Origin of the sequence: Actinomadura alba, from assembly GCF_014323705.1 — a bacterium.
GTDB lineage: Bacteria > Actinomycetota > Actinomycetes > Streptosporangiales > Streptosporangiaceae > Actinomadura_C > Actinomadura_C alba.
The window spans coordinates 72,017-96,570 of the sequence record NZ_JABVEC010000018.1; the positions used below are offsets into that span (position 1 = coordinate 72,017).

The 24,554-nt window shown below is 70.6% G+C and carries 19 protein-coding genes; 6 read left to right on the forward strand and 13 right to left on the reverse strand.

From position 1 onward, the window contains the following. Positions 1–82 precede the first annotated feature (82 nt). From HKK74_RS22985 to HKK74_RS23005, 6 genes are read right to left on the reverse strand one after another with little or no spacing between them, the layout of a single operon-like run. Positions 83–1,282: a cytochrome P450 gene (locus HKK74_RS22985; RefSeq protein WP_222722622.1), complete on the reverse strand. Its 1,200-nt coding sequence runs from the start codon at positions 1,280–1,282 to the stop codon at positions 83–85. A 12-nt stretch (positions 1,283–1,294) separates the two neighbouring features. After that, entirely contained in the window at positions 1,295–1,525 is a 231-nt protein-coding gene (locus HKK74_RS39215; protein WP_222722623.1) for a ferredoxin, read from the reverse strand. Then, on the reverse strand, positions 1,522–2,208 hold the full coding sequence (locus HKK74_RS39220; protein WP_222722624.1) for a transmembrane-type terpene cyclase: 687 nt from the start codon (positions 2,206–2,208) through the stop codon (positions 1,522–1,524). The genes HKK74_RS39215 and HKK74_RS39220 overlap by 4 nt, the downstream gene beginning before the upstream one ends. Next, the gene (locus HKK74_RS22995) at positions 2,205–5,435 is read right to left on the reverse strand and encodes a thiamine pyrophosphate-binding protein (RefSeq protein ID WP_187245353.1); all 3,231 of its coding nucleotides are present in this window, start codon (positions 5,433–5,435) and stop codon (positions 2,205–2,207) included. The genes HKK74_RS39220 and HKK74_RS22995 overlap by 4 nt, the downstream gene beginning before the upstream one ends. Before the next feature lie 5 nt (positions 5,436–5,440). Further along, positions 5,441–7,258 (reverse strand): ubiquinone/menaquinone biosynthesis methyltransferase, encoded by a 1,818-nt coding sequence (locus HKK74_RS23000; protein WP_187245354.1) that lies wholly within the window; start codon positions 7,256–7,258, stop codon positions 5,441–5,443. Between the two features lie 10 nt (positions 7,259–7,268). After that, a complete protein-coding gene (locus HKK74_RS23005; RefSeq protein ID WP_187245355.1) occupies positions 7,269–8,363 on the reverse strand; it encodes a polyprenyl synthetase family protein in 1,095 nt (364 codons plus the stop codon). A 267-nt stretch (positions 8,364–8,630) separates the two neighbouring features. Between HKK74_RS23005 and HKK74_RS23010 the strand changes: the two genes are divergently transcribed. Beyond that, positions 8,631–9,962 carry a cytochrome P450 gene (locus tag HKK74_RS23010; protein WP_187245356.1) on the forward strand — a complete coding sequence of 444 codons (1,332 nt, stop codon included), beginning with the start codon at positions 8,631–8,633 and terminating at the stop codon, positions 9,960–9,962. 5 nt (positions 9,963–9,967) lie between these two features. Here HKK74_RS23010 and HKK74_RS23015 read toward each other — a convergent pair whose 3' ends face one another. After that, positions 9,968–10,636 carry a response regulator gene (locus HKK74_RS23015; protein ID WP_187245357.1) on the reverse strand — a complete coding sequence of 223 codons (669 nt, stop codon included), beginning with the start codon at positions 10,634–10,636 and terminating at the stop codon, positions 9,968–9,970. Then, positions 10,633–11,790 carry a sensor histidine kinase gene (locus tag HKK74_RS23020; RefSeq protein WP_425544363.1) on the reverse strand — a complete coding sequence of 386 codons (1,158 nt, stop codon included), beginning with the start codon at positions 11,788–11,790 and terminating at the stop codon, positions 10,633–10,635. Before HKK74_RS23020 ends, HKK74_RS23015 begins: the two co-directional genes overlap by 4 nt. Positions 11,791–11,943: 153 nt before the next feature. On the opposite strand from HKK74_RS23020, the gene HKK74_RS23025 reads away from it, so the two are divergent. The 4 genes from HKK74_RS23025 to cydC are packed head-to-tail and all read left to right on the forward strand — an operon-like array spanning position 11,944 to position 17,337. Next, the gene (locus HKK74_RS23025) at positions 11,944–13,215 is read left to right on the forward strand and encodes a cytochrome ubiquinol oxidase subunit I (protein WP_187245359.1); all 1,272 of its coding nucleotides are present in this window, start codon (positions 11,944–11,946) and stop codon (positions 13,213–13,215) included. A gap of 55 nt (positions 13,216–13,270) precedes the next feature. After that, entirely contained in the window at positions 13,271–14,038 is a 768-nt protein-coding gene (locus tag HKK74_RS23030) for a cytochrome d ubiquinol oxidase subunit II (RefSeq protein WP_187245360.1), read from the forward strand. A gap of 24 nt (positions 14,039–14,062) precedes the next feature. Beyond that, positions 14,063–15,637: a thiol reductant ABC exporter subunit CydD gene (gene cydD, locus HKK74_RS23035; protein ID WP_187245361.1), complete on the forward strand. Its 1,575-nt coding sequence runs from the start codon at positions 14,063–14,065 to the stop codon at positions 15,635–15,637. After that, positions 15,634–17,337 carry a thiol reductant ABC exporter subunit CydC gene (gene cydC / locus HKK74_RS23040; protein WP_187245362.1) on the forward strand — a complete coding sequence of 568 codons (1,704 nt, stop codon included), beginning with the start codon at positions 15,634–15,636 and terminating at the stop codon, positions 17,335–17,337. Before cydD ends, cydC begins: the two co-directional genes overlap by 4 nt. Here the strand turns inward: cydC and HKK74_RS23045 are convergent. Both HKK74_RS23045 and HKK74_RS23050 read right to left on the reverse strand, forming a co-directional pair. Further along, the gene (locus HKK74_RS23045) at positions 17,304–18,782 is read right to left on the reverse strand and encodes a vanadium-dependent haloperoxidase (RefSeq protein ID WP_187245363.1); all 1,479 of its coding nucleotides are present in this window, start codon (positions 18,780–18,782) and stop codon (positions 17,304–17,306) included. The two genes, cydC and HKK74_RS23045, sit on opposite strands and share 34 nt — an antisense overlap. A 172-nt stretch (positions 18,783–18,954) precedes the next feature. After that, the gene (locus HKK74_RS23050; protein ID WP_222722625.1) at positions 18,955–19,896 is read right to left on the reverse strand and encodes an alpha/beta hydrolase; all 942 of its coding nucleotides are present in this window, start codon (positions 19,894–19,896) and stop codon (positions 18,955–18,957) included. Between the two features lie 347 nt (positions 19,897–20,243). Here HKK74_RS23050 and HKK74_RS23055 point away from each other — a divergent pair, with 347 nt between their 5' ends. Continuing rightward, on the forward strand, positions 20,244–21,575 hold the full coding sequence (locus tag HKK74_RS23055; protein WP_187245365.1) for a cation:proton antiporter: 1,332 nt from the start codon (positions 20,244–20,246) through the stop codon (positions 21,573–21,575). A 27-nt stretch (positions 21,576–21,602) separates the two neighbouring features. Here HKK74_RS23055 and HKK74_RS23060 read toward each other — a convergent pair whose 3' ends face one another. The 3 genes from HKK74_RS23060 to HKK74_RS23070 are packed head-to-tail and all read right to left on the reverse strand — an operon-like array spanning position 21,603 to position 24,522. Further along, positions 21,603–22,832, reverse strand: a complete 1,230-nt coding sequence (locus HKK74_RS23060) for a ketosynthase chain-length factor (RefSeq protein WP_187245366.1) — start codon at positions 22,830–22,832, stop codon at positions 21,603–21,605. Then, positions 22,829–24,100, reverse strand: coding sequence for a beta-ketoacyl-[acyl-carrier-protein] synthase family protein (locus HKK74_RS23065; protein WP_187245481.1), 1,272 nt, complete (start codon positions 24,098–24,100; stop codon positions 22,829–22,831). Before HKK74_RS23065 ends, HKK74_RS23060 begins: the two co-directional genes overlap by 4 nt. 2 nt (positions 24,101–24,102) lie before the next feature. Beyond that, on the reverse strand, positions 24,103–24,522 hold the full coding sequence (locus HKK74_RS23070; RefSeq protein WP_312881688.1) for a cupin domain-containing protein: 420 nt from the start codon (positions 24,520–24,522) through the stop codon (positions 24,103–24,105). Positions 24,523–24,554: the final 32 nt, after the last annotated feature.

Genomic DNA, 24,554 nt, shown 5'->3' on the forward strand with positions numbered 1-24,554 from the left:
CCTGCCCCTTCGCGGCGAGAAGGCTTCGCCTGGTACAACCCGGACCGGTCGGGCGGCGGTGGATGCGCGGGAGCTCAGCGGTTCACCAGGTGACGGGAAGTTCGGAGAAGCCCCGGATCAGGAGGCCCTTCTTCCAGGCGAGGTCGGCGTCGCCGTCCGTTGCGAGCTTCAGACCGGGGAGTCGGATGAGAAGGGTCTCCAGGGCTATCTGGAGCTCGGCCCGGGCGAGCTGGGCCCCCAGGCAGAAATGGACGCCGTGGCCGAAGGCGATGTGGGGGTTGGACGGGCGGTGGATGTCGAGACGGTGGGCGTCCTCGAACACCGACTCGTCGTGGTTGGCCGAGTTGATGGACGGAATCACCGAGTCGCCGGCGCGGATGGTCACGCCGGACAGCTCGACGTCCTCGACCGCGACGCGGGGAATGCCGCTGACGGCGCCGAGCGGGGTGTGCCTCAGTAGTTCCTCGACCGCCTGGGGCACGAGGGCGGGGTCGGCGCGCAGAGCGGCGAGCTGCTCGGGGTTGCGGGCCAGCATGTAGATGAAGTTGCCGATCTGGGTGGCGGCGGTCTCGTGGCCCGTCACCAGGAGGCCCACGCCGAACTCGACCAGTTCCTGCTCGGAGAGGCGGTCGTCCTCGTCGCGGGCGCGCACGAGATCGCTGAGCATGTCGTCGCGTGGCTCGGCCCGGCGCTCCTCGATCAGGCCGGCCAGGTATTCGTTCAGCGCCATGACCGCGGCGAAGATCTCCTCGGGCGGGAGCGCCGTGGTCGACAGCAGGGCGTCCGACAGCTCGCGGAAGCGGTCCCGGTCGGCGTAAGGGACGCCGAGCAGCTCGCAGATGACCGTCACCGGGAGCGGAAGCGCGAACATGGATACCAGGTCGGCGGGCGGGCCCTTCTCCAGCATCGCGTCGGCGAGGCCGCCGGCGATCTCGGCGATGCGGGGACGCAGCGCCTCCACCCGGCCGCCGGTGAACGCCCTGGAGACCAGGCTGCGGATCCGGGTGTGCTCGGGCGGGTCCATGCTCATCACACCTGCGGGGAACAGCGGCTGCGGGGTGAACCTGGGGCCGTCCGGGTTCGCGGTGGTGGCCCGGCTGCTGAACCTCGGGTCGGTGAGCACCTTCCGCACGTCGGCGTGATGGGTGACGAGCCAAGCCCGGCCGCCGAAGGGGAGCTGGACGCGGCTGACGGGTTCTTCGGCGCGCAGGCGTCCGTACTCCGGTTCCAGGGCGAGCCCGGTTCCGTCGCCGAAGGGGTAGCCGGGGGCGTTGTCGGTCAAGGTGATGCCCTTCTAGTCGAGGGGTGCCAGCAGGGTGCCACCGGCGTCGTGGACGCGGATGGCTTCGAGGGGACAGGAGTCGGCCACGGAGAGGAGAAGGGGGTCGGGGGCGGGACGCGCCGACCGGGGAACGGAACGGTTGCGGTCGCCGTCCAGCTCGAAGTAGGCGGGTGCGGTGCCGACGCACATCCCGCTGGCGATGCAGGCCCCGGTCACTTCGACTTTCCAGTTCGCCTCGCTCACGCCGGCACCGCCGCGGTGGTGGGGGTCGCCTCGTCCCGGGCGGCCGGTGCGCGGCGCAGCCGCACGAGCATGAACGTGTAGACGAGGTCGACAGCGAGGATGGCGATGTAAAGGAACGGCAGCAGGACGGAGTCGTCGTAGACCGGGGCGGGCGGGTAGAGGTAGACGCCGAGGGCGGCGAGGGCGGTGCCGATCATCTTGCTGACCGCGATGCCGACCGACTGGCCCGCGACCGATCTGCGGGCGTTGAGCATGACAAGGAACAGAGCGGACATGGCCAGGTTCTGAACGAACGAGGCGCGAACGCCGTAAATGTCGTCGAATTCCTTGTTCAGCAGGACGATGGTCGGGCCAGTGATCGCCAGGGTGAGCGCGAAGAGCCCGTAGAACAAGGCCGGGGAGATCCATGTGAACTGACGGGGCCCGTAGCGCAGCACCTGGACGAGGATGACCAGGTCGAAGACCAGCCAGACGAAGTTGACCACGAACTGGGCGGCCAGCTTGGTGGGGTCGTCGTGCGGGGGCAGCTCGACCAGCGTGTAGTAGAACTCCCAGGTGAGGTTGGCGCACAGCGCCACCAGCGGCATGCCGTAGACCCGGTCGCGCCGGGACCGCAGAATGATCAGGATGTAGGCGAGCGTCCACATCACGCCCGCCAGGGACTGGATGATGATGCCGGTCATCGCGTCGTACCTCCAGATCGGCGCAGGCCCCGGCGGGCCTCGCGGGCCAGCGCCAGCGCGTAGCCGACGATTTGGGTGGCCGCGGGCCGCTGCTGTGCGGGCGCCGGGATCTCGTTGCTGTCGCACACGACGTCGATCAGGTAGGGGCGCCGCGCGAGGCGCGCGACCCGCAGGGCGCGGCGCAGCCCGGCCATCGTGGTGACCCGTTCGGCGGCGAGGCCGTAGCCGCGGGCGATCTCGGCGAGGTCGCCGTTGTGGAGGGACGAGCCGTATTCGGGCCAGCCCATGATCTCCTGCTCGAACTTGATGGCGCCGAGCCGCCCGTTGTCGAAGACGACCACGACGACGGGCAGGTCGAGGTCGCGCAGCGTGCCGAGCTCGCTGAGGGTGACGGCGACGCCGCCGTCGCCGACGGCGGCCAGCACAGGCCGGTCGGTGAACTTCGCGATGCCGGCGGCGGCGGGCACGGCGAAGCCCATCGTGGCGAACGAACTGGTCCACACGAAGTCCTGCCGTCCGGTGAGGTAGCGGTAGATCCAGAGGGTGGTGAGCCCGACGTCCACGGTGACCAGGGGCGCGGCGGGGCCCCGGCCGAGCTCGTCGGTCAGCGCCAGCGCCAGCGCGGACGGCCTGATGGGGCTGCTCGCCCGGGTGGGTATGCGGCTGCGCCGCCGCCGAGTGGCGAGGAACCGGTCGTGGCAGGCGCGCACGAACGCCTGCCGGTCGGCCTCGGGCGGAGTGGCGGTGCCGATCCGCTCGGCGAGCGCCTGGGCGGTATGCCGGGCGGTGCCGTGCAGGGCCAGGTCGGCGCGGGCGGCGTTGGCGAGCCGGCCGAGGTCGTGGTCGATCTGGACGAGGACGTAGTCGCCGGGCAGGTCGAAGGCCGAGGCGCCACGCCGGGAGATGCCGAAGGCGACGACGACGTCGGCGGCCTCCAGGGTTTTGGTCGCGCACTGGTGGCCGGACGAGCCGACCGCCCCGGCGTAGTTCTGGTGGTGGTCGGGCAGGACGCCCCTGCCCGGCATGGTGCTGACGACGGGCGCGCCGAGCGCGCCGGCCAACTCGGCGATCTCCGCCCCGGCGCCCCGGCCGCCGCGTCCGATGAGGATGACCGGTCGGCGGGCGCCGGCGAGCCGCGCGGCGGCGGCGTCGAGCTCGGCGGTCCCGGGCAGGACGGCCGTGGACGCCGGTGGTGCCGCGGCCGGGAGGCGCCCGCGCGCCGGACGGTCCAGGGAGGCGGGGTCGATCTCCAGGTAGACGGCGTGGCCCTCGGCCGCGGCGGTGCCCAGCGCGTGGGCGGCCTCCTCGGTGGCGCCCGGATCGTCGCCGACCCTGAGCGTTCGGGCGGCGTCGGCCAGGAGGCGGGTGCCGTCCACCACGACGCCCGGCGGTCCGAGGACGGCGACGGGGGCATGGTCGAACGAGGCGTCGTAGACGCCGTTCAGCTGGAGGACCGTGTCGGCGTCCGGGGCCGTCAGGCACAAGGTGAGCCGTCCGGTGTGCTTTGCGACAGCCGAGGCCGTCATCGCGGCCGACTCTGGGTGGTGGACGGCGTGCACGGTGATCCCGGCGTTGCGGCACAGCGCGGCGAGCGGCTCGGTGCCCGCGCCGGGCCGGACGTAGGCGGCGGCGACGTCGAGCCCGGACAGGACCTCGGTGAGCACGGATCCGGTGGAGCCGGCGGCCGGGGCCGTCAGGGTGACCTCTTCGCGCGCGGGCTCGACGAGCCCGTCCGCAGGGATGGTGATCACGGCGGGCCCGCCGGGTGGCGCCGACAGCAGCCGTTCCAGGTCGGCGGGCGAGGTGGCGCGCTCGGCGGCCAGCCCGCCCCCGCCGGCGACGCGGCGCACGTCCGTCCGGCGGTCCTCCTCCACGCATACGAGAGAGACGGGCAGGTGGTAGCGGGCCAGGGTGAGCAGCTCGGCGGCGAAGTCCTGGAGGCCGCGGTCGGTGGTGACGGCGAAGACGCGGCGGTCGGGGTGAGCGAAGGACGCTCCGATGGCGGCCGGCAGCGCGCTGCCCGCGACGCGCAGCCCGAAGGACGAGGTCAGCACCCGATCGCGGACCGGCAGAGCGCCGAACGCGCCGTCCAGTATTCGTCCTGGCTCGAGGGCGACCACCCCGTCGGCGGGCAGCGAACGGTCGAGAGCCTCCCAGAAGGGTCGGTTGGACGGCTCGGTCCGCAGGTCGTCCACGTCCGCGGCGAGGTCCCCGTCCGGGGCGGACGGGGAGAGGGCGCGCAGCTGGCGCAGGGTCTCCCCCGGATCGCCGAGCAGCCGCACCCAGCCGGGACGACAGGGGTGGGCGCGTTCGGCGCCGTCGGCCACCTGCATGACGGGGTGCCCGCCGGCCAGGCCGCGGGCGGCGGAGCTGGAGGGCCCGACCAGCAGGAGCCGGTCGGCGCCTTCGAGCACCCTCGTGTAGTCGGCGGTCCTGCCCTGCAGGACGGGCAGGGCAGGGCCGTCGTGCAGCGCCGCGAAGTAGCGGTAACCCTCGGGCAGGACGAGCACGGGCGCACCGATCCGCTCGGCGAGCGCGTCGATGTCCTTGGCGAGATCGGACGGCACGGCGCCGACGATCACGGCGGTCCTGGCCCCGGAGAGCAGGTTCGCGGCCCGCTCCAGGAGGGCCTTGTCGGCGGCGCCGCCCGCGGCGGGAGGTCGGCGGACCGGAGGTTCGGGGACCCCGCGGAGGGGCGCGGCGAACACGTCCGAGGAGCAGGCGAGGTGCGCGGGTCCGCGCCGCAGCGCCGCCTCGGCCATGGCCCGGTGCACCATCCCGATCTGCCCGGGCACCGTGACGTGGCGGTTGTACAGGGCCGCCTCGTCCATCAGCGCCACCGGGTCGATCTCCTGGAAGGACTCCAGCCCCACCTGCTCGACGGGAACCTGCCCGGAGAGGGCGAGCAGCGGGGCACGGTCGGCGTGCGCCTCGTACAGGCCCAGCGGCAGATGTGTGGCGCCCGGCCCGGCGGTGCCCATGCAGACGCCGGGCAGCCCGGTGAGCTTGCCGTACGTGGCGGCCATGAGCGCGCCGGCGCCCTCGTGGCGCACACCGACGAGCCGGATCCGGCCGTCGCGCCGCAGTGCGTCGACGAAGGCGTTCAGCGACTCGGCCGGCATGCCGAACACCGCGGTCACGCCCGCGCCGGCCAGTGCGGTGACCAGCGCGTCGGCGAATCTGCGCCGCCCGGCCAGCTCGCTGTAGACATGTCGGTTGGCCTGCATCCCGGTCAGCCCTTCTCTCGGACGGCGGCGTGCACGACCGCGATGCCCCCGGTCAGGGGCGTCCGCGTGTATTCGGTGAGGCCCGCGTCCATCAGCAGGGAGCGCACGGCCTCGGGACCCCGGTACGTGATGATCTCCTCGCGGAGGTGCCGGTAGCCGCTCATGCCGCGGGCCCGCCCGAGCAGGCTCATCACGCCCAGCCCACCCAGGTAGAGCGAGCGCAGCACCGGCTGCTCGGGGACTCCGAGCTCCAGCAGGACCAGGTGCCCGCCGGGGCGGAGCACCCGCGCCATCTCCGCCGCGCACGCGCGCCTGTCCGCCATGTCGTCGATGGCGAAGGCGATGCAGACCGCGTCGAACGAGGCGTCCGGGAACGGGAGCAGCTCGCCGGGCGCCGACTTCAGCGTGATCCGACCGGAGAGGCCCTGCCGTTCCAGCCGCCTGGCGGCCACCGCGAGCATCGAGGCGTTGATGTCGCAGGCGACGATGCGCGCGTCGGGGCGGTGCCGGGCGACGGCGATCGCCAGGCTCCCGGTTCCGGTGGCCACGTCCAGGACGTCCGCCCCCGGGGGCGCCGCGAGGCGGCGGGCGACCTCGCGCCGCCAGCGCCGGTCGGAACCGGCGCTGAGCAGCGAGTTGAACAGGTCGTACCGGGGCGCGATCCGGTCGAAGAGCTCCTGGGGGGTGGCGGGACGGGCGGATGTTCCGGTCGGGGGGTTCATTGCGATTGGCTCCTCACGGGTCGGCATGGAACCGGTGTCGGCGTCGCGGCGGGAGTCCATGGCGAGCAGGTCGCTCGCGGCGATGATCAGGGCGCCGGCGGCGATGACGGCGACGCTGCTCCAACGGGGTTCCTGGAGCAGCAGCACGGTCGCCAAGAAGGCGCTCGACAACACCATGTCGCCGCGCAGCACGGCGTTGGCAGCGGCGGCGTCCTCGGCCCGCACCAGACGAACGCCCTGGTAGGCGGCGACGAGGCTCCAGGGCAGCGCCCAGAGCACGGCCATCGGGGAGGCGCCGACGACGACCGGCACCGGTAGGCACAAGTACGCCGCCACGGTCACCAGCGCGGCGCATCGGGCGGCGGCGGTCCGGGTGGGGAACAGCGTGGCCGACGTGCGCAGCCCGGCCGCGTGGTCGCCGTCGAAGTCGGGGACGTTCTTCACCAGGCCCTTGGCGACGAACCAGGCGAACAGGAAGCCGAACATGCCCCAGACCGGGCCGGGGAGGCCGCGCACGCCGTCCTGGCCGATGAACCAGCCGATCAGGAACGGCCCGACGACGGCCTGCGCGAAGACGTACAGGCCGAGCAGCGGCCGCGCCTTCAGCCTCAGCGGCCGGAACGAGTACTGATGCAGACCGATCAGCCCGATCACTGTGAAGACCACGAAGCCGGGCCCGAACACCACGGCCGCGCCCACCATGAACGCGTTGAGCCCGGCGAGGGTCCAGGCCAGCCGCCGCAGCCCGAGCCGGTAGAGCAGCCACATCCGGCCCGGTAGGTTCCGGCTGTCCTCCTCGACGTCGGTGTAGGTGTTGTGGAGGTTGGCGGAGAAGCCGACGAGCAGGGCCAACACCGCGCCCAGCACGGCGTGGCCCACCGGGACCGGCGCAGGGGCGTAGCCGAGACCGATCGCATAGGCGACGAGGCCGGGCACGCAGGTGCGCGGGCGACCCAGCGTTATCACCAGCCGGAGGGTGGTGCCCAGGGACGCCGCGCCGCCTCGGGTCCGGATGGCCGCGACCTGCTCGGTCGGCGGCAGGGCCACGAAGCCGCGGGCGGTCAGCGGCACCGGGGGCGCGGAGGGGGCCGAGGTTGTCATCGACGCCCCCTCAGTGCGCGCGGCGGGCGAGGCATGCCACCAGTTCCGACAGCATCGCCAGCCCGGCGGGTGTCAGCCCGGCGGCGGCGCCCGACAGCGCGCCCACGGCGTACCGGGTCTGCTCGTCCACGGCGGCGCGCGTCCGCCGCAGCGCGGAGGAGTCCTTGACCAGGTCGACCACCTCGCGGACGGTGCCGTCGTCCTCCGGCTGGAGGGCGCCCAGAAGGCCGGCGAGCCGCGGGTGCTCCTCCTGCGCGTACAGCACGGGAAGCGTGAAGACGCCCATGGCCACGTCATGGCCCGCCGGCTTGCGGAGCCGCTCGTCCGATCCGGTGAGGTCGAGCAGATCGTCCACCAGCTGGTAGGCGAGCCCGAGGTGGTGCCCGTAGGACGTGAGGGCCTCGGCGGCCTCGGTGCCCGCGCCCGCCGCCAGGGCGCCCAGTCGGCACGCGGTGGCGAGCAGGGCCGCGGTCTTCCCGGTGATGGCGTCGTAGTAGTCAGGTTCGGTGCGGGCGGCGTCGAAGAGCAGGGCGGACTCGCGGGCCTGCCCGTCGCAGAGCCGGGCGAAGGTCTCCGAGACCAGCATGCCCTCGCGCTGTCCCAGCCCGCACGCGACGGCGACCGCGCGGGCGAGGAGGAAGTCTCCGGCCAGCACCGCGCGGATGTTGCCGTCGCGCACGTTGGCCGTGGGCACGCCGTGCCGGACGCCGGCCTCGTCCATGACATCGTCGTGGACGAGGCTCGCCAGGTGCAGTAGTTCGACCGCCGCCCCGGCGCGCACGGCCCGGTCACGGTCCGCCGCCCGCTCCGCGCCCGGCGTGCCGATCCAGGTCGCGTAGGCGGTGGCGAGCGCCAGCAGCGGGCGCAGCCGCTTGCCGCCGGACACGACGCCGGACAGCGCGCGAGCAATCAGTTCGTCCCCGCTCCCGGCCTCCTCGCGTACCAGGTCGACGCACGCGAGCAGGTCGGCCGCGAGCCGTTCCTCTGTGGCGAAGGCGGCGACCAGCCGGTGCGGCTCGAGCTCCATCAGCCTCAGGACGTGCGCGCCGGACTGTTCTCCCACATTCCCCGGTGAGGACGACATCGTCTGCAAAAGTGAATCCACGTCTGCACTCCCTTGATCAACAACGCAAGTGATATTACCTCCGCCAATTCGCGAATGGCAATTACATGGCGCGGTGCGAATAATTTTTCACAGAGCCAACAATGGTGTTTTATAATCGCGCATATAAATAACACGGCAAGATCGACTTGTACACTCGCCCAAGGGGCAGAGATCTCTGGCGTTGACTCCGGCAAAGCCGGTGTGGACAGTGGAAACGTGGCGCGTATCCACCCTGACGCAGTGCTCGAATGGAAGAGAGGTGCCGCGATGCAATTCACCCTTCTGGACGACCTCCGGCTGGCCCGGGAATTCGATCAGCGGATGGCCTATGCGATGCGCGATCTGAGCAGGCGCTCGGGACCCGTCGCGACCTATGGGTACGGCCCTTTGAAGACGACGTTCCTCTTCGGGCCGGAAGCCAATGAATTCATCTTTCGCAATTCCTCGATATTTCGCTGGCGCGGGGGCTTCGAGACCCTGATCCCGCTCGCGGGCGAGACGGCGCTGCTGGTCAGCGACGGGCCCGGCCACGACCGCAGGCGCACCCTCGTTCAGCCCGCCTTCCAGCGCGAGCCGGTGACGGGATATCTCGGAGTCCTCCTGGACAAGCTGGACACCACACTCGATTCGTGGCGCCCCGGGGACCGAATCGATCTCTACCGGATATTCCGCTCGCTGGTCCGGTCGTCCACCATCCGGGGCTTCTTCGGCCCGGAACTGGCGGCCCACCACGTGTCGCTGGGCGCCGACCTGGAGGTGGTGCTCCACCTGCTGAACTACTCACTGCCCAAGCAGCAGCTGCTCCAGACCGTCCCCAACCCGTTCTGGCGGCGGGCGAAGGCCGCCCTCGCCCGCATCGACCGGCGGGTCCGCGCCGAGATCACCCGGCGGCGGAACGCGGACGACCCGGGCGACGGCGTCCTCGGCCTGCTGATGAGCACCCACGGCGACGGGCTCGCCATGACCGACACCGAGCTCCGCGACATGGTGGTCAGCCTCATCGTCGCGAGCTACGACACCACGAGCGCCGCCCTGTCCTGGGCGGTCTACGCCCTGTGGTCGGACCGCAGGGCCTGGGCCAGGGCGAGGTCCGAGGTCCGGGAGGGGCTTGGCGCGCGAACACCGGAGCTGGGCCTGCTGCGGGGGCTCCCGTACCTCGACTGGGTCACCTCCGAGACGCTGCGTCTCTACCCGCCCGCGATGGCCGGGGCCCGCAAGGCGGACGAGGACTTCACTTTCGCCGGGCACCGTGGCCGCGCCGGCGACCTGGTCGTGTTCAGCCAGTACGTCACTCACCGGCTGCCGCGCATCTGGGCCGACCCGGACCGCTTCTGGCCGGAGCGCTGGGACCGCGAACGCCCCGGCTACCGGCACCCCTCCAGCTACGAGTACCTGCCGTTCGGCGTCGGGGCGCGCCGCTGCCTCGGCTCCAACCTCGCACGCGCCGAGATCGCCGCCGTCCTCGCGCGGCTGCTGCAACGCACCGACCTGACGCTGCTGTCGCGCGACGTCCAGCCGACGGGCTTCACCGCGATGTTCCCGCGCGGCGGCGTCACCGTCCGCGTCGACCACGTCCGTGCTCCCCTGCCCGTGGGTTGACGTGGTCAGCAGAGCAGGCGGCGGGGCGTGACGATTCCTGACTCGTAGGCGACGACCACCAGCTGGGCCCGGTCACGAACGCCGAGCTTGGCGATGATGCGGCTCACGTAGGTCTTGACGGTCGCGGGGCTGATGACCAGCTTCACGGCGACCTCCGGGTTGGAGAGACCCTCAGCGATCAAGGTCAGCACCTCGCGCTCCCGGTCGGTCAGGGTCTCCAGCCCGGGACCCGTGGCCTGCGGGTCGGCCCGGCCGGCGAACTCTCCGATGAGGCGGCGGGTCACCGACGGGGCGATCAGTGCGTCGCCGCGGGCGACCACGCGCACGGCATGGATCAGCTCCGCCGGGTCGATGTCCTTGAGGAGGAAGCCGCTCGCCCCTGCGCGCAGCGCCCCGTAGATGTACTCGTCGAGTTCGTAGGTCGTCAGGATGATGACCTTGAGATCGGTCAGGAGCGGGTCCGCGCAGAGCTGGCGGGCGGCCTGGATGCCGTCCAACTCCGGCATGCGGATGTCCATCAGCACGACGTCGGGCCGGAGCGCGCGACTCAGGGCGACGGCGTCACCGCCATCCTGCGCTTCACCGACCACGGTGATGTCGGGCAGCCCTTCGAGGATCGACCGGAAGCCGACTCGGACGAGTTTCTGGTCATCGGCGATGACAACGTTGATCATGCGTGCTCCCGCATCGGCAGCCTGGCCCTGACCTGGAAGCCTCCGTCGCCACAGGGACCGGCGCTCACTTCGCCGCCCAGGGCCGTAGCGCGCTCGCGCATCCCTTGGATTCCGTATCCGGGGTCCCGGCAGGCCCGGGCACCCGCGTTCTCGACTTGGATGAGGACGTCGTCGAGCTCGAAACGAATGCGCAACGTGGCCTGCCGAGTGTCGGCATGGCGCGCCACATTGGTCAGTGCCTCCTGCACGATGCGGAAGGCCGCGAGGTCGACTTCAGCCGGTACTCGCTGCGGAGATCCCTCCATGGTGGTGCGGACCTTGAGCCCGGCACGCTCGACCGTGTCCACCAGATCCAGCAGGCGAGCCAGGCCGGGCGCCGGGGCGGTGCTGGCCTCCTCGTCGGCCTGGCGGAGCACCCCCAGCGTCGCCCTCAACTCCCTGCCGGCGTCCCGGCCCGCATTCCGAATCACGGTCAGTGCTTCGACCAGCTCATCGTGCAGGTCGCCTGGATCGCGCGATCGCCCATCGGTGAGGTGGAACAGGGCCGCCCCGGAGCGCACGTTGACCACCGAAATGTTGTGCGCCAGCACGTCGTGCAGCTCACGGGCGATGCGCATGCGTTCCTCGATGGCCCGCCGCCTGCCGTCGGCTTCGCGGCTCCGCTCGGCCTCCAGGGCCCGCTGTTCCACCTCGGCGAGGAACGCGCGCGTTTTCCAGGTCATCCCGCCGACCGCCAGCACGGCCACCAGCCAGCCGGCGATGAGGATGGCGCCCTCTTCCGTCCCCTGGTCCGGCTCAGCGGAGTTGCGGAGGATCATTCCCATGATTCCGACCACCGCGAAAAGGACGGCGGCGGGGAGCCGCCCCTCAGCCGCCGCGGTAAAGAGGGCGATGATGAACGGGATGAAGATCGGCCCTCCGGAGTCGCCGATCGAGCCCGAGAGCGCAGAGGCCGCCAGTGTGAAGGCCAGGATCGCGACGGGGAAGCGGCGCCGGAGCATCAACGCAGCACAGGCGAGCAGTGTGAGGATGACCTGGGCTGGGGACGGACCGGGGCCGTCCTGCATGAGCGCGGAGCCCAGGACGAGGGCGAGGGTCGTGGCGGCGATCGCCGCGTCCAAGGCCAAGCCTTGGGACCGGCGATGGAGCCTCATCGCAACCCTTCCGGAAAAGCCGACCCAGCACGGCCACTATACATGACTACTATTTGGCTGATCCGGTCAGCGCCCTGGGTCTCCCAAGGTTGACAATCAACTGTCGACCCCGGGCCGACGACAGGCCACCGCCGGCCCGCCACGATGAATCTCATGAACGCGGAGACGCTCGACCTGGCGCGACTGCAGTTCGCGATCACTGCGGGTGCGCACTTTCTGTTCGTTGCGCTGACCCTCGGGCTGGCGGCCTTCCTGGTCTTCGCCCAAACACGGGCCACGGTGTCCGGCAGCGGTGTTCACCAGCGGATGACCCGCTACTGGGGTCAGCTCTACATCATCAACTACGGCATGGGGATCATCACCGGCATCGTCATGGAGTTCCAGTTCGGGCTGAACTGGAGCGGGCTCACCGACATGGCCGGCGACGTCTTCGGTGCCCCTCTGGCGATGGAGGCGCTCATCGCGTTCTTCATCGAGTCGACGTTCCTCGGCCTGTGGATCTTCGGCTGGAACCACCTGAACAAATGGGTGCACCTGGCCTTGATCTGGGTCGTGGCCATCACCGCCTACGCCTCGGCCTATTGGATCCTCGCCGCCAACGGATTCCTGCAGAATCCGGTGGGCTACGAGAAACGCGGTGACGAGCTGGAGCTGGTCGACCTGGCCGCGGTCCTCACCAACGAGGACACGCTCATCGCGCTGGCCCACGTCGTCGGTGCCGGCCTGCTGGCCGGGGGCTTCTTCCTTGCCGGCATCAGCGCCTATCACCTGCGTAAGCAGACCACCGACCTGGATCTGTTCCGCCGTTCCTTGCGCATCGGTGTGGTCACCGCCGCGCCCGCCGCGTTGTTCACCGTGATCGTGGGCTTCGGCCAGTTCGCGGTGGTGGGCGACAGCGTGCCGATGAAGTTCGCGGTGAGCCGGGGCGACACCGCCGAGCAGGAGAAGGTCCAGGCTGAGCTCACCGCCCGGCTCGGCCCCGGCGACTACCGCCCGCCGGACTGGATCAACGTGCCGGCGAGCGTGATGATCCTGCTCGGCTTCCTGATGGTTCTGCTCCTCCTCATCAACCTGCCGCTGGCGTTCAAGACGCACGCCGGGCCCGTGACGCGCTTCTGGCGGCGGCTGCTGACGTGGTCCATCGCGCTGCCGTTCATCGCCACGATCGCCGGCTGGCTGTTCCGCGAGGTCGGGCGTCAACCGTGGACGATCACCGAGGTGCTCAGGACCGAGGATGCGATCTCGCCGTCGGTCTCCGCGGGGAACATGCGGCTCACGCTCGTGGTCTTCACCCTGCTGTTCGGCGCTCTGCTCGTTCTGGACGCCTGGTTGCTGGCGCGTTTCGCCGCCCGGGGCCCGGAAGGTTCGGCACTGGGCATGCCGCCGGACCCGGACGAGGAGCCTGAGCCGGTGCCGACCTTCTGACCGGTGACCTCCTGGCCGGGATCGGCCGACCAGGACCTCACGACAAGGAATTCGCATGGAAGTCCTCGCCATCGGCCTGCTGGCCTTCGTCGCCATCGGCTATTTCGTGCTCGCGGGCACCGACCTCGGCACCGGAATGGCGCTGTTCTTCCTGGGCCGCAACGCTCGGGAGCGCCGTCTGGTGATCGCCTCGTTCGCCCCGTTCTTCCTCGGAAACGAGGTCTGGCTGATTCTCACCGCCGGCCTCCTGGTCGGTCTGTTCCCCACGCTGGAAGGCGAGTTGTTCACCGAGCTCTTCGTCGTGGTCGCAGCGCTCCTGACCGGCTGGGTGATCCGAGACGCCGGACTCTGGCTTCGTGGGCGTCTGGATGCCGTCCGCTGGCAGACGTTCTGGGACGGGGCCATCACCACCGGAAGCTGGCTGGTGACGGGCGCGTGGGGCTGGGCCATCGGAAGCCTGCTCCTCTACCGGCTCGAGCCAGAGGCCTCCTTGTTCCCCCTCATCGGTGTCGGAGCGGCATGGGCACTCTTCGGCCTGCACGGAGCGGCGTTCGCAGCCCTGCGCCTGCACGACGCCCCCCACGGCCGGGCCCGCGCACTGTCGGGGCCGTCCGGGGAACGCATCACGTTCCTGCTCACTTCGGCGGGCATGACCTTGCTTCCGCTCGTCGCCGCGGCTCGGCTGCCACTGCGGGACAACGTCACGGAATCGGCCTCCTGGCTGGCGGTCACCACGGCCGTGGTCCTGCCTCTCCTCGTGGCCGCACAGGCCTGGGTGTGGTGGCTCTTCCGGCACCGCGTCACAGGTCCGACGTACCTCTGAGCGTGCGGCCATGAGGAGGCACCCGTGAGAGGTCAAGAGATCCCGGGCGTCGATCGCAGGCGGCTGCTGCGGGTACTGGCGCCGCTGGCGGTCGTCCAGGGGCTGCTGGTGCTCGCGCAGGCGGAGCTCGTGGTCCGTGCGCTGGCTCCGCCCGATGCCGGCCCCCTCCCCTGGCTCGCCGGGACGGTCGCGCTCCGGGCCGGCCTGTCGTGGGCCACCGCGCAGTACGCCCGGCGAACCGCGGCGGATGCCAAGGCCGACCTACGATCGTCATTGCTACACGCGCGTGGCGGGCCGACTCTGATCGTCAAGGGCCTGGACGCACTCGACCCCTACCTCACCGGTTACCTGCCCCAACTCGCGGTCGCCGCGATCGTCCCGCCGTTGATCCTGGTGCGACTGCTGACCGCGGATGTTGCGGCGGGACTGACGGTGCTGGTGACGCTGCCGCTCGTACCGGTTTTCGGCATCCTCGTCGGCTGGTACACCCGCGACGCCACCCGCTTGCAATGGGAACGGCTGAACCGCCTCGGCGGTCATTTCCGCGACGTCGTCGCGGGAATGTCGACGCTGCGGGCCTTCGACCGGCTCCGCCACCAGGAGGCGGAAGTCGGCAGGATGGCCGAGGCGCACCGACTGGCGACCAGGAGAGTGCTGCGGGTGGCCTTCCTGTCCGCACTCGTACTTGAACTGGTGGCGACGCTGTCGGTCGCGCTGGTGGCCGTCCCAGTGGGCCTGCGGCTGCTGGACGGTGGAATCGACTACCGGACCGCCCTGCTCGTGCTGCTGCTGACGCCGGAGGTGTACCTTCCCCTGCGCGCCCTCGGCAGCCGGTTCCACGCCGCGGCCGAAGGGCTCGCGGTCGCGGAGGAGGCCGCACGCGTCATTGGAAATCCGGGGACCGAACCCGCGGGCCGCCGACCGGCGACGCGTGGTGTGGAGATCCGCCTGGAGAACGTCACCGTCCGTTATGGCGAGCGGCTCGCCCTCGACAACGTCTCACTGGTCGTCCGGCCGGGAGAAGTCGTAGCCCTCACCGGGCCCAGCGGTGCGGGAAAGTCCACGCTGCTGGCGGTCATCCTCGGTCTGGTCAGCCCTGACGACGGCAGAATCCTGGTGGACGGCGCCGACCTGTCGGATTTGGACGGCGCCGCCTGGCGGCGGCGTATCGCCTGGGTGCCGCAGGCTCCACATCTCTTCGCCGAGTCCGTGGCGAACAACGTACGGTTGGGCGCTCCGGACTCGTCCGAGGACGCGGTGCAGAACGCCCTCCTCGCCGCGCGGGCCGAGACCTTCGTGAAGGAGCTCCCACAGGGCCGTGACACCGTGCTGGGCGAACGGGGAGCCGGTCTGTCCGCCGGCGAACGGCAACGAATCGCCTTGGCCCGGGCATACCTGCGCGACGCCCCGATTCTGCTGCTCGACGAGCCGACCGCCCGGCTCGATCCCACGAGTGAGAATGCCGTGGTCCACGCGGCCCGACGGCTTTTGCTGGGACGCACCGCGGTACTCGTCGCGCACCGTCCCGCCCTGCTCCAGGCCGCCGAGCGAGTCGTGCGGCTGAGGGATGGACGTATTCTCGAGGAGGTGCGCTCATGACCGCTTCCCGAAGCGGCGCCCTCATGACCGCGCTCGCGGTCATCGCGGGTTCCGCTGCCCAGCTCTGCGGGCTGGGGTTGACGGCCTCGGCCGCCTGGCTGATCGCTCGTGCCGCCGAGCAGCCGCCGCTCTCCGCACTGGGACTGGCCATCGTGGGCGTACGCGCGTTCGCCACCGCCCGGGGGCTGTTCGCCTATCTGGAACGCCTCGCGGGTCACGACGCGGCGCTCGGCCGCATCGCAGGGTTGCGCGTCCTGCTGTTCCGCGCCCTGGCCCAAGGCCCCATATCGACCGGCCCTGCAGCGGCCGGCCCTGCAGCGGCCGGCCCTGCAGCGGCCGGCCCTGCAGCGGCCGGTGCGGGGCCTGCCGGTGCTGAGCCGCCAACGCGGCCGCGCGACGGGGAGGCGCTCACGCACATGGTCGCCGACCTGGACGCGGCACAGGACATGCGTCTGCGCTGCCTCCTCCCCGCGGTCGTGTCCGCTTTCATGGGAATCGCGGCCACCGTCTTCTGCACCTTGCTGCACCCCGCCGCCGGCGCGATGCTGGCCGGAGGAGCGCTTCTCATCGGTGCGGTCATTCCGATGATGTCGGCTGTCGCCGCGCGCCGGTTGGGGGCCCGGGTCTCTGCCGCCCGGGCGGATCTGGCGCTCCGCGTCCTGGATCTCTCCGACGGCCACGCCGACCTGATGGCGTTCGGCGCGCTGGACCGCGCCGTGGCCGCGGCCGAACACCAGGTCCACCGGCTGGCCCGACTTGAACGGGTGAGCGGCGGAGTCTCCGCCGTGGCCGTCGCCGCGGGAATGGCGGTTCAGGGGCTGACAGCGATCGGCGTGGCATCGGTTTCGGCCACGGCAGGCCCGGTGCTCTGTGCGGTGCTGGTGCTCACCACGCTCGTCGCACTCGAGGCGATGCTGCCCATATCGGCGGCCGCGCAGCTCTACATCGAGCTACGACCGGCTCTGGCGCGGGTGCGGTCGGTGCTGAGTGCGCCGTCTCCCGGTCTCCCTGCCGCTCAGATGTCCGCTTCGACGGTGCCGGGACGAATCGCTCTTCGCGGAGTCAGCGTCTGCTACGGCAAGGCAGAGGCGCTGGACGAGGTCGACCTGGATCTTGCTCCTGACCGGTCGGTCGCCATCCTCGGCCAGAGCGGCGCAGGGAAGTCAACACTCTTGGCCGTCATCGCCGGCCTCGTTCCCCCGACCAAGGGCGTGGCTTCGCTCAGGCCGGCGCGAGGCATGTATCAGGATGCACATCTCTTCAACACCACCGTCCGGGCCAACCTCCTGATGGCCAAACCGCAGGCCGAGGATGCCGAGCTTCACCGCGTGCTCGAGCAGGTCCGTCTGAACGAATGGCTCGGCGGCCTGCCTGGGGGCCTTGACTGTCCGGTAGGGGAAGGCGGGCGGGACATGTCCGGCGGGCAGCGACAGCGGTTGCTTCTGGCCCGTGCGCTGTTGGCCGATCCGGAGGTCCTGCTCCTGGACGAGCCCACCGAAGCCTTGGACGCCGAGACCGGCCGTGCGGTGCTCGCCGACGTGCTGCGAGCACGGCATGGCCGGTCGACGGTGGTGGTCACCCACCGGGAGGACGCACTGGACCTGTTCGACGACATCGTCATCATGGCCCGTGGTCGCGTGCAGTTGCACGACTGTGGCGAGAGCCGTCAGCTCTCCGGGCCGGTCCTTCCTTCGACATGACGGCGTACCAGTTCATAGGCCCGGTCGCCGATCTTGGGGCCGAGCTCGCTCGAAGCCGCGATGGCCGACTTGAAATGCACGCCGCCGTACAGCCTGCTGAGACCGCAGTCACGCATCCAGTCGCTCCAGGTCGTCCAGCTCAACGTCGTGTCGGCGGCCGGTGTGATGCCCGGCTCGACGAAGGAGGCGCCCTTGGCGAAGCGGAACGAGAGCGTGATCTCGTCGGTCCCGAAGGTGCGCCGTCCCGACTGCGCCACGGCGGCGCACACGGAGGTCGACCCGGACGGGTACTCCGAGTGGTCCGGAACGTCGAGGTAGTTCTGCCATTGGTCGGCCGGCAGGTCACGGACGGTGCCCTTGCCCGGCCCGCCCCAGGCGGTCACGCGCTTGCCACCGTAGACATGGCGGACCGCGCTCCACGGCCGCACGGCGTCGTACTTGACCTTGGCGGCCCAGGCCGCGATGAGGGCGTCGAAACCGGCGATGTCGGCCGCGGCCGTGTGCTCGATGAACCGATCCAGGCTCACGCCCTTGTTGACGGCGATGTTTCCGCTGGAGAACCCGATGCCCCGGAACTTGTCGTCGAAGAACTCCGCGATCATCTTCTGCTTGTCGGTGAGGCCCGCCGACGTCGCCAGGATCTCGTCCACCTGCTGCTTGTAGCCCTTCTGGTTACGAGCATCGCTGTTGTGGGGCGGCGGCACCGGGAAATCCTTGACGTCGGCGTAGGAGAACGGCTTGGTGACGCCCATCTGCGGGGTCACGAACTGCTGCACCGTGAAGATGCCGTTGCCTTTGGTCACGGTCGCGGGCTGCCAACGTGACGGGTGCTCGAGCCGGTAGGCGGTGTTCACCGGCCGATATCCGACGTAGTCGGAATACGGCTGGCGGTTGTACTTACGACCGCCCTCGTCGCCCAGCTGGTTCATTCCGTCGTGCGCACGCGCCGCGATGACGGCCTTGCCCGCGCGGTTTCCGATGCCGATGGGCGTGTCGGTGTTCTCCTGGTCGTCGTCCGGGTCGAGCCCGACGTCGGTCAAGAGCGCGCGCCACTCCGCGGAGGCCTGCGGTACGAGACTGCTGTAGACCCGGTAGGAGGCATACAGGATCGCGATGTTCTTGTTCCGGTTGGTGGCCGCCTCGCTCGCCGGCCTGCGGCCGAGGTCGGAGTAGATCCCGACGGCCGTGGGGTGATACGGAGCGATCGCGTCGAACTGCGCGGTCGCTGAGAGCGCCGCGATGCGGAACACGAGCGTGGCGTCGTTGCCCCTGGGTGACACGATCGTCTTGATGACGTTGCCCACCCGGACCCAGAGCAGGCCGGTCACGGCGTTGCCCTTGTCGAAGTCGAAGGCGGCGGCAGCCGCGGCCGGCCGGTTCAGGTGAGCCGTCATCGGCGCGACCGCCACGGTCGCGCCGATGAGCACGGCGGAGCACAACGCCATCCGCCGCGGTCTCCTTGGAGTGGTCATGGGTCACTACCCTTCTCTCGGCGCGCCCCGCGGGCGCGCACTCGGCTCCGTCCGCCTGAAGCGACCGGGACGCCCGGCGGTACTGTCTGATGAGGCGCTCAAGCAAGGCTGGTGCCGCGCTGAGGGCCGAATGCGCGGCCCATCGTCATCCGGCCCGGTGCGCTCCGACCGCGCCCATGAGCATCGGCAGGCTCCGGCGGAGCTCGCGTTCCCAGTAAGGCCAGGTGTGAGTGCCCGGGCCGTAGAGGTTCGCGGTCACCCGCACACCATGGGCACGGGCTTGATCGACGAATCGCCGGTTCATCGGGTCGATCCAGGACTCCAGCGGGTCAGCCTCCTGGCCCGGCGGGTCTAGCGGGCCAGGCGTCCCGTTCCCAGCCGAGATGTAGAGCGGAGTGGAACGCAACCGGGCGGCCAGGTCGTACGGGTTGTGCCTGCGCCAGATGCGCGCCTGGGCGACCGGATCTCCCCAGAGCGCAGTGGGATCCGCTCCGAACGCCTCGAGTACCGCGAGAACGTTCTGAGCCCCGGAGACCGAGTCGGCCAGCCCGCTGAACGACGCGACGGCGCGGAAGGCCCCGGGATGCCGAGCCGCATAGGACAGTGCCCCGAACCCGCCCATGGACAATCCTGCGATGGCCCGTTGAGGGCCGCCCCGGAGCCCGAGTTCGACCAGCTGCCGGAGCTCGGTCAGGTGAAATCTCTCCCAAGCGGGTGCCCCGTGGCGCCCTCCGTTCCACCAGTCGCTGTAGAAGCCATGGGTACCGCCGTCGGGCATGACGACGAGGGCGTCGTAGCGAGCGGTCTGCCGCTCGACATCGGTGTGAACGGTCCACTCGGTCCAGCCGGGGATCGGCTCGCAACATCCGTGGAGCAGGTAGAGAGTCGGCCAGCGCCTGGTGCGCCACGCCGCGAAGTTCGGCGGAAGCAGGATTCGCGCGTGGCCGGCAGTGCCGAGCGCCGGAGAGTCGAGGGTCACGTCAATGGTGCGGTGGCCGACACGCCGAACCTCAGAAAGGCGGGCACCGCTCGGAAGCCGCATGCCGGGCCGCAGGCCGGCGACGGCCTCCCCGGCGGGACCGGACATCGCTGCCGGACCGGACACCGCTGCGGAGCGGGGTGCGTCTGCTCGTACCGGGGGGACGGCGAGCGTCGTGAGGAGCACGGCGGTTGTGACGAGAAGGAGCCGAGATCGAGGGTGGCGTCGGAACCTCATGTCGCCTTCCTAAAAGCCGGGGCTAGATATACATGTTTATGACGGCCGATAGTAAGCCTTTTCGAACCTTGACTGAAAAATTGTCAATAAAGCGGTGCCGTTGCTCTCGCCGCCTTCGAGCGCTCGTGTCACCGGCTCGAGCGAGCCGCGAGCGGGCCACTAACAATTCGCCAGAGGATCGGCCCCGGAAATATTTTCCGGGCATCAACGGAGGTTCGATGAACGCCCAATCACTCGCGGTCGCCGCCACCGACAAGAACCTCGAACTGATCCTCAAGGTCTTCCCGGCCATGGTCGTCATCCTGATCACGTCGGGTCTGTGCGGCCGGCTGGCACTCATGTTGTGGCAGCCGCGCGTCCTCGGCGAGATGGTGGCCGGCGTGCTGCTCGGCCCGACCCTGTTCGGCTGGCTCTTCCCCGGCGTTCAGGCGAACATCTTTCCGCCTGAGGTCAAACCGGTCCTCTACGTGCTCAGCACCATCGGTCTCACGCTGTACATGTTCCTGGTCGGCGCGGGCCTCGACCACGGCTCCCGGCCGGGCGAGAAGGCCGGGTTGCGCCGGCCTCTCGTGCTGGCGATATCGGGCATCTTCCCGGCGCTGATTCTCGGCGGCGGAACCGGCCTGGTCCTGTGGAGCACGCTGTCGCGCCCCGACGTCGACCGCTGGCTGTTCGCGGCGTTCCTCGGCGGCGCGTTGTCCCTGACGGCCTTCCCCATGCTCGCGCGGATTCTCTATGAGCGCGGCCTGCAGAACTCGCCACTGGGACGGCTGTCCCTCCTGGCGGCCTCGATCGACGACGCGGCGGCCTGGTGTCTGCTGGCCGTGCTGAGCGCACTTCACCTCGGCACCGGTACCGGCAGCGCGATGCGCACGATCGGGCTGTCAGTGGCGTTCGCCGCCGTGATGCTGCTCGTGGTGCGCAGGCTCCTGCGCCCCCTCGGCCGTGCGGTCACCCGCACCGGTGACGTGCAGATCGGGCACATGTACGTGGTGGTGCTGGTGCCGCTCATCGCGGGTTGGATGACCGACTGGATCGGTATCTACGCGGTCTTCGGAGGCTTCATCGCCGGGCTGGCCATGCCACGGGACGCGGCCTTCCAGCGGCTGGTGCTCGACCGCATGATGAGCCTCGTCTCCGTCCTCCTGCTGCCCATGTTCTTCACCTTCTCCGGGCTCAACACCCAACTGGGCGGCCTGGGTGGCGCCACGATGTTCCTGGCGTTCCTGCTGATCCTCGCCGCCGCGTTCGTCGGTAAGTATTTCGGCTGTTCGTTCGCCATGCGCGGCCTCGGGTTCGGCCGGCGGGAGTCGTACGCGGTGGGCGCCTTGATGAACGCGCGCGGACTGATGATCCTCATCTTCATCAACATCGGTCTCTCGCAGGGGATGATCACCCAGGAGCTCTTCGCGATGCTGGTCCTGGTGGCCGTGATCACGACAGCGGCGGCGATGCCGCTCTACTCGCTGGCCCTGCCCAAGCGGCTCGAGGAGCGGCAACGCACCCCAGAGCCACAGGAACGTGAAGTCGTCCACGCCCCCGCGGCCTGAGGCAATGCGGCGGGAGACCCGGGCCTGTCAGAGGCGCGTTCCCGAGGTCTCCCGCCGAACCACCAGCGCCGAATTGAAGCCGCCGAAGCCCCGGGCGACGACGAGCGCATGACGCACCGTCGCCGAGCGGGGCTCGTCGAGCACCAGATCGACCTCGTCGAACGCGACGGTGCGGACGCCCACGGTCGGCGGGATCACCCCATCGCGGATCGACAGCAGAGCTGCCGCGGTGTCGAGCGCGGCCCCTCCGGCGTACAGGCGCCCGGTCATGGTCTTGGGGGCGGAGACCGGCACTCCGCGCGGCCCGAAAACCGCCGCCAGGGCATCGGCCTCGACCCGGTCCAGCTCCGGTACGCCCGCCGCGTCGGCGAAGACCACGTCCACCTCCCCGGGCGCGAGATCGGCGTCGTCGAGCGCGTTCTCGATGGCCCGCCGGAGTCCTGGCGGGCGATCCGCGCCCGGCGCCGGGTCGAACGTGGCGCCGTGTCCGGCGATCTCGCCGTAGATCCGGGGAGCGCCCCGACGCCGCGCGGAGTCCGCAGCCTCGACGATCAGCAGCGCTCCGCCTTCTCCTGGTACATAGCCACAGGCCTCCACGTCGAACGGCACATACGCCCGCTCCGGGTCGGCGCGGAGACTCAGCCGCCCGGAGGCCAGCTGGGCGACCAGTCCATACGGGCACAACGAGGCGTCAGTGCCGCCGCTCACCACCATCCGGGTGCCCTCGCCCAAGAGCCGCCGCGCCTGCGCCAGCACGTCCAGGCCGCCCGCCTGCTCAGTCGCGATCACACCGCACGGGCCGCGAAGGCCGTGCCGGATGGAGATCTGGCCGGTCGTCGCCGCATAGAACCACGCGATCGACTGGTAGGCCCCGACGAACTCCGGCCCCCGCCCCCAGAGGTTGACCATCTCCCGCTGCCCGAATTCCGTGCCGCCGGACGAGCTGGCGGTGACCACCGCGAGCTCGTACTCGGGCAGCGCCGCAGGCACGATCTCGGCGTCGTCGAGGGCCATCCCCGCGGCGGCCAAGCCGAGGTGGGTCCATCGGTCGGTCTGCGGGATGATGCGGCTCGGCACGTGATCGGCGGCGCTGAAGCCCGGAACCTCTCCCGCCAGGCGGACCGGGTAGGACGCCGGATCAAAGCGCGTGATCGGGCGGAGAGCGCGACGTCCGGCGAGGGTCGCCCGCCAGTACGCCTCAATGCCGAGGCCATGCGGTGTGACGGCGCCGAGGCCGGTGACCACGGCCCCGCTCATGAGACCTCGCCCGGCCGGGCGAGCAACATCGCGGTCTGAAATCCGCCGAAGCCGCTGCCCACGCTCAGCACCACGTCCGTACGGTGGTCGCGCGCGGTCCGCGGGACGTAGTCGAGGTCGCACTCGGGATCGGCGGTGTGCAGATTCGCCGTGGGCGGCACCACGTTGTGCTCGATCGCCAGCGCGCTGGCCGCCACCTCGATCGACCCGATCGCGCCCAGCGAGTGCCCGACCATCGACTTGATGGAGCTGACCGGCACCTCGTACGCCCTCTGGCCCAGGCTTCGTTTGAACGCCGCTGTCTCATGCCGGTCGTTCTGTTTGGTCCCCGACCCGTGGGCGTTGATGTAGTCGATGGCATCGGGTCCGATGCCGGCTCCGCGCATGGCCACCGTGATGGCCTCGGCCATCTCCCGGCCGTCCGGCTTGAGGCCGGTCATGTGGTACGCGTTGCTCCGGCTGGCGAATCCGGCGACCTCGGCATAGACATGGGCGTCCCGGCGACGCGCCGCCCCCAGCCCCTCCAGGACGAAGACCGCCGCCCCCTCGCCCAGTACGAACCCGTCCCGGCCGCGGTCGAACGGCCGCGAGGCGTGCGCGGGATCGTCGTTGTTGGGCGAGGTCGCCTTGATGGCGTCGAAACAGGCCGAGGTGATCGGCGAGATCGGCGCGTCCGTTGCCCCGGCGATCACGACGTCGGCGTTCCCCGCGGCGATCAGCTGGGCGCCGTGCGCGACGGCGTCGAGCCCGGAGGTGCAGCCGGTCGAGATCAACGCCACCGGCCCCTCTGCCCCGGCCCGCCAAGCCACCTCCACCGCCAAGGTGCTGGGCACCATGTAGCCGTACAGCTGGGGAACCCCGTAGTTGTGGTCGACCAGCCATTGGCGGCCGCCGTCGCTGAGAACGATGTATTCCTCCTCGAGGCCCATCGTGCAACCGACCGCGCTGCCCAGGCTCACCCCGATCCGATCCGGCCGCAGCGCGCCGCGCTCCAGGCCGCTGTCGCCGATGGCTTCGTCGGCCGCGACGACGGCGAGCTGGGCGGCACGGTCCATCCGGCGGACCTCCTGCGGCGACAGGCCGCCGGCCGCGGGGTCGAAGTCGCACTCGGCGGCGATCCGCGACCGGAAACCGGTCGGGTCGAACAACGAGATGGTGCGCGTCGCGGTCCGGCCCGCGGTGAGCATCTCCCAGAACGCCTTGGTGCCGGCGCCGCCGGGCGCCACGACACCGATGCCCGTGATCGCGACACTGCGTCCGCTCTTCATCGTCACCCGACCTCCGGGACGACCTGGTCGGGGGCCGGCAGGGGCTCGGTGTCGACATGGCCGAGCTCGGGCCGGGGCGCCAGTGGACTGAGGTGGAAGACCACGAAGGCCGGTTCCGCCCCGTCGTTCTCCAGCCGGTGCCGGTCGTCGATCGCCACCATGACGGAGTCGCCCGCACCGAGCCGGACAGGCTCGTCTTCGACCGTCAGGAGCATCGAACCGCGGACCACGTAAAGGAACTCCTCGGAGTACGGGTGCCGGTGCTCAGAAACGTACTCACCCGGTTCGAGCGTCAACACGCCCATGAACCCGGAGGTGGACTTCACGGTCTTGGGGCTCAGCAGGACACGGATGTCCCCGCCCCGGCGACGGTTGGGCGCGACGTCCTGCGCCGTGAACTTCTGGGTTCGTGGTGTGGACACGGGAATTCCTCCTTGGGCAGAGGGCATGGACG

Coding starts and splice junctions, on each gene's coding strand:
- HKK74_RS39220 (WP_222722624.1), bottom strand. CDS start 2,208: ATGACCGGCATCATCATCCAGTCCCTGGCGGGCGTGATGTGGACGCTC.
- HKK74_RS22995 (WP_187245353.1), bottom strand. CDS start 5,435: ATGCAGGCCAACCGACATGTCTACAGCGAGCTGGCCGGGCGGCGCAGA.
- HKK74_RS23000 (WP_187245354.1), bottom strand. CDS start 7,258: ATGACAACCTCGGCCCCCTCCGCGCCCCCGGTGCCGCTGACCGCCCGC.
- HKK74_RS23010 (WP_187245356.1), top strand. CDS start 8,631: ATGCAATTCACCCTTCTGGACGACCTCCGGCTGGCCCGGGAATTCGAT.
- HKK74_RS23015 (WP_187245357.1), bottom strand. CDS start 10,636: ATGATCAACGTTGTCATCGCCGATGACCAGAAACTCGTCCGAGTCGGC.
- HKK74_RS23020 (WP_425544363.1), bottom strand. CDS start 11,790: ATGAGGCTCCATCGCCGGTCCCAAGGCTTGGCCTTGGACGCGGCGATC.
- HKK74_RS23025 (WP_187245359.1), top strand. CDS start 11,944: ATGAACGCGGAGACGCTCGACCTGGCGCGACTGCAGTTCGCGATCACT.
- HKK74_RS23030 (WP_187245360.1), top strand. CDS start 13,271: ATGGAAGTCCTCGCCATCGGCCTGCTGGCCTTCGTCGCCATCGGCTAT.
- cydC (WP_187245362.1), top strand. CDS start 15,634: ATGACCGCTTCCCGAAGCGGCGCCCTCATGACCGCGCTCGCGGTCATC.
- HKK74_RS23045 (WP_187245363.1), bottom strand. CDS start 18,782: ATGGCGTTGTGCTCCGCCGTGCTCATCGGCGCGACCGTGGCGGTCGCG.
- HKK74_RS23050 (WP_222722625.1), bottom strand. CDS start 19,896: ATGTCCGGTCCCGCCGGGGAGGCCGTCGCCGGCCTGCGGCCCGGCATG.
- HKK74_RS23055 (WP_187245365.1), top strand. CDS start 20,244: ATGAACGCCCAATCACTCGCGGTCGCCGCCACCGACAAGAACCTCGAA.
- HKK74_RS23060 (WP_187245366.1), bottom strand. CDS start 22,832: ATGAGCGGGGCCGTGGTCACCGGCCTCGGCGCCGTCACACCGCATGGC.
- HKK74_RS23065 (WP_187245481.1), bottom strand. CDS start 24,100: ATGAAGAGCGGACGCAGTGTCGCGATCACGGGCATCGGTGTCGTGGCG.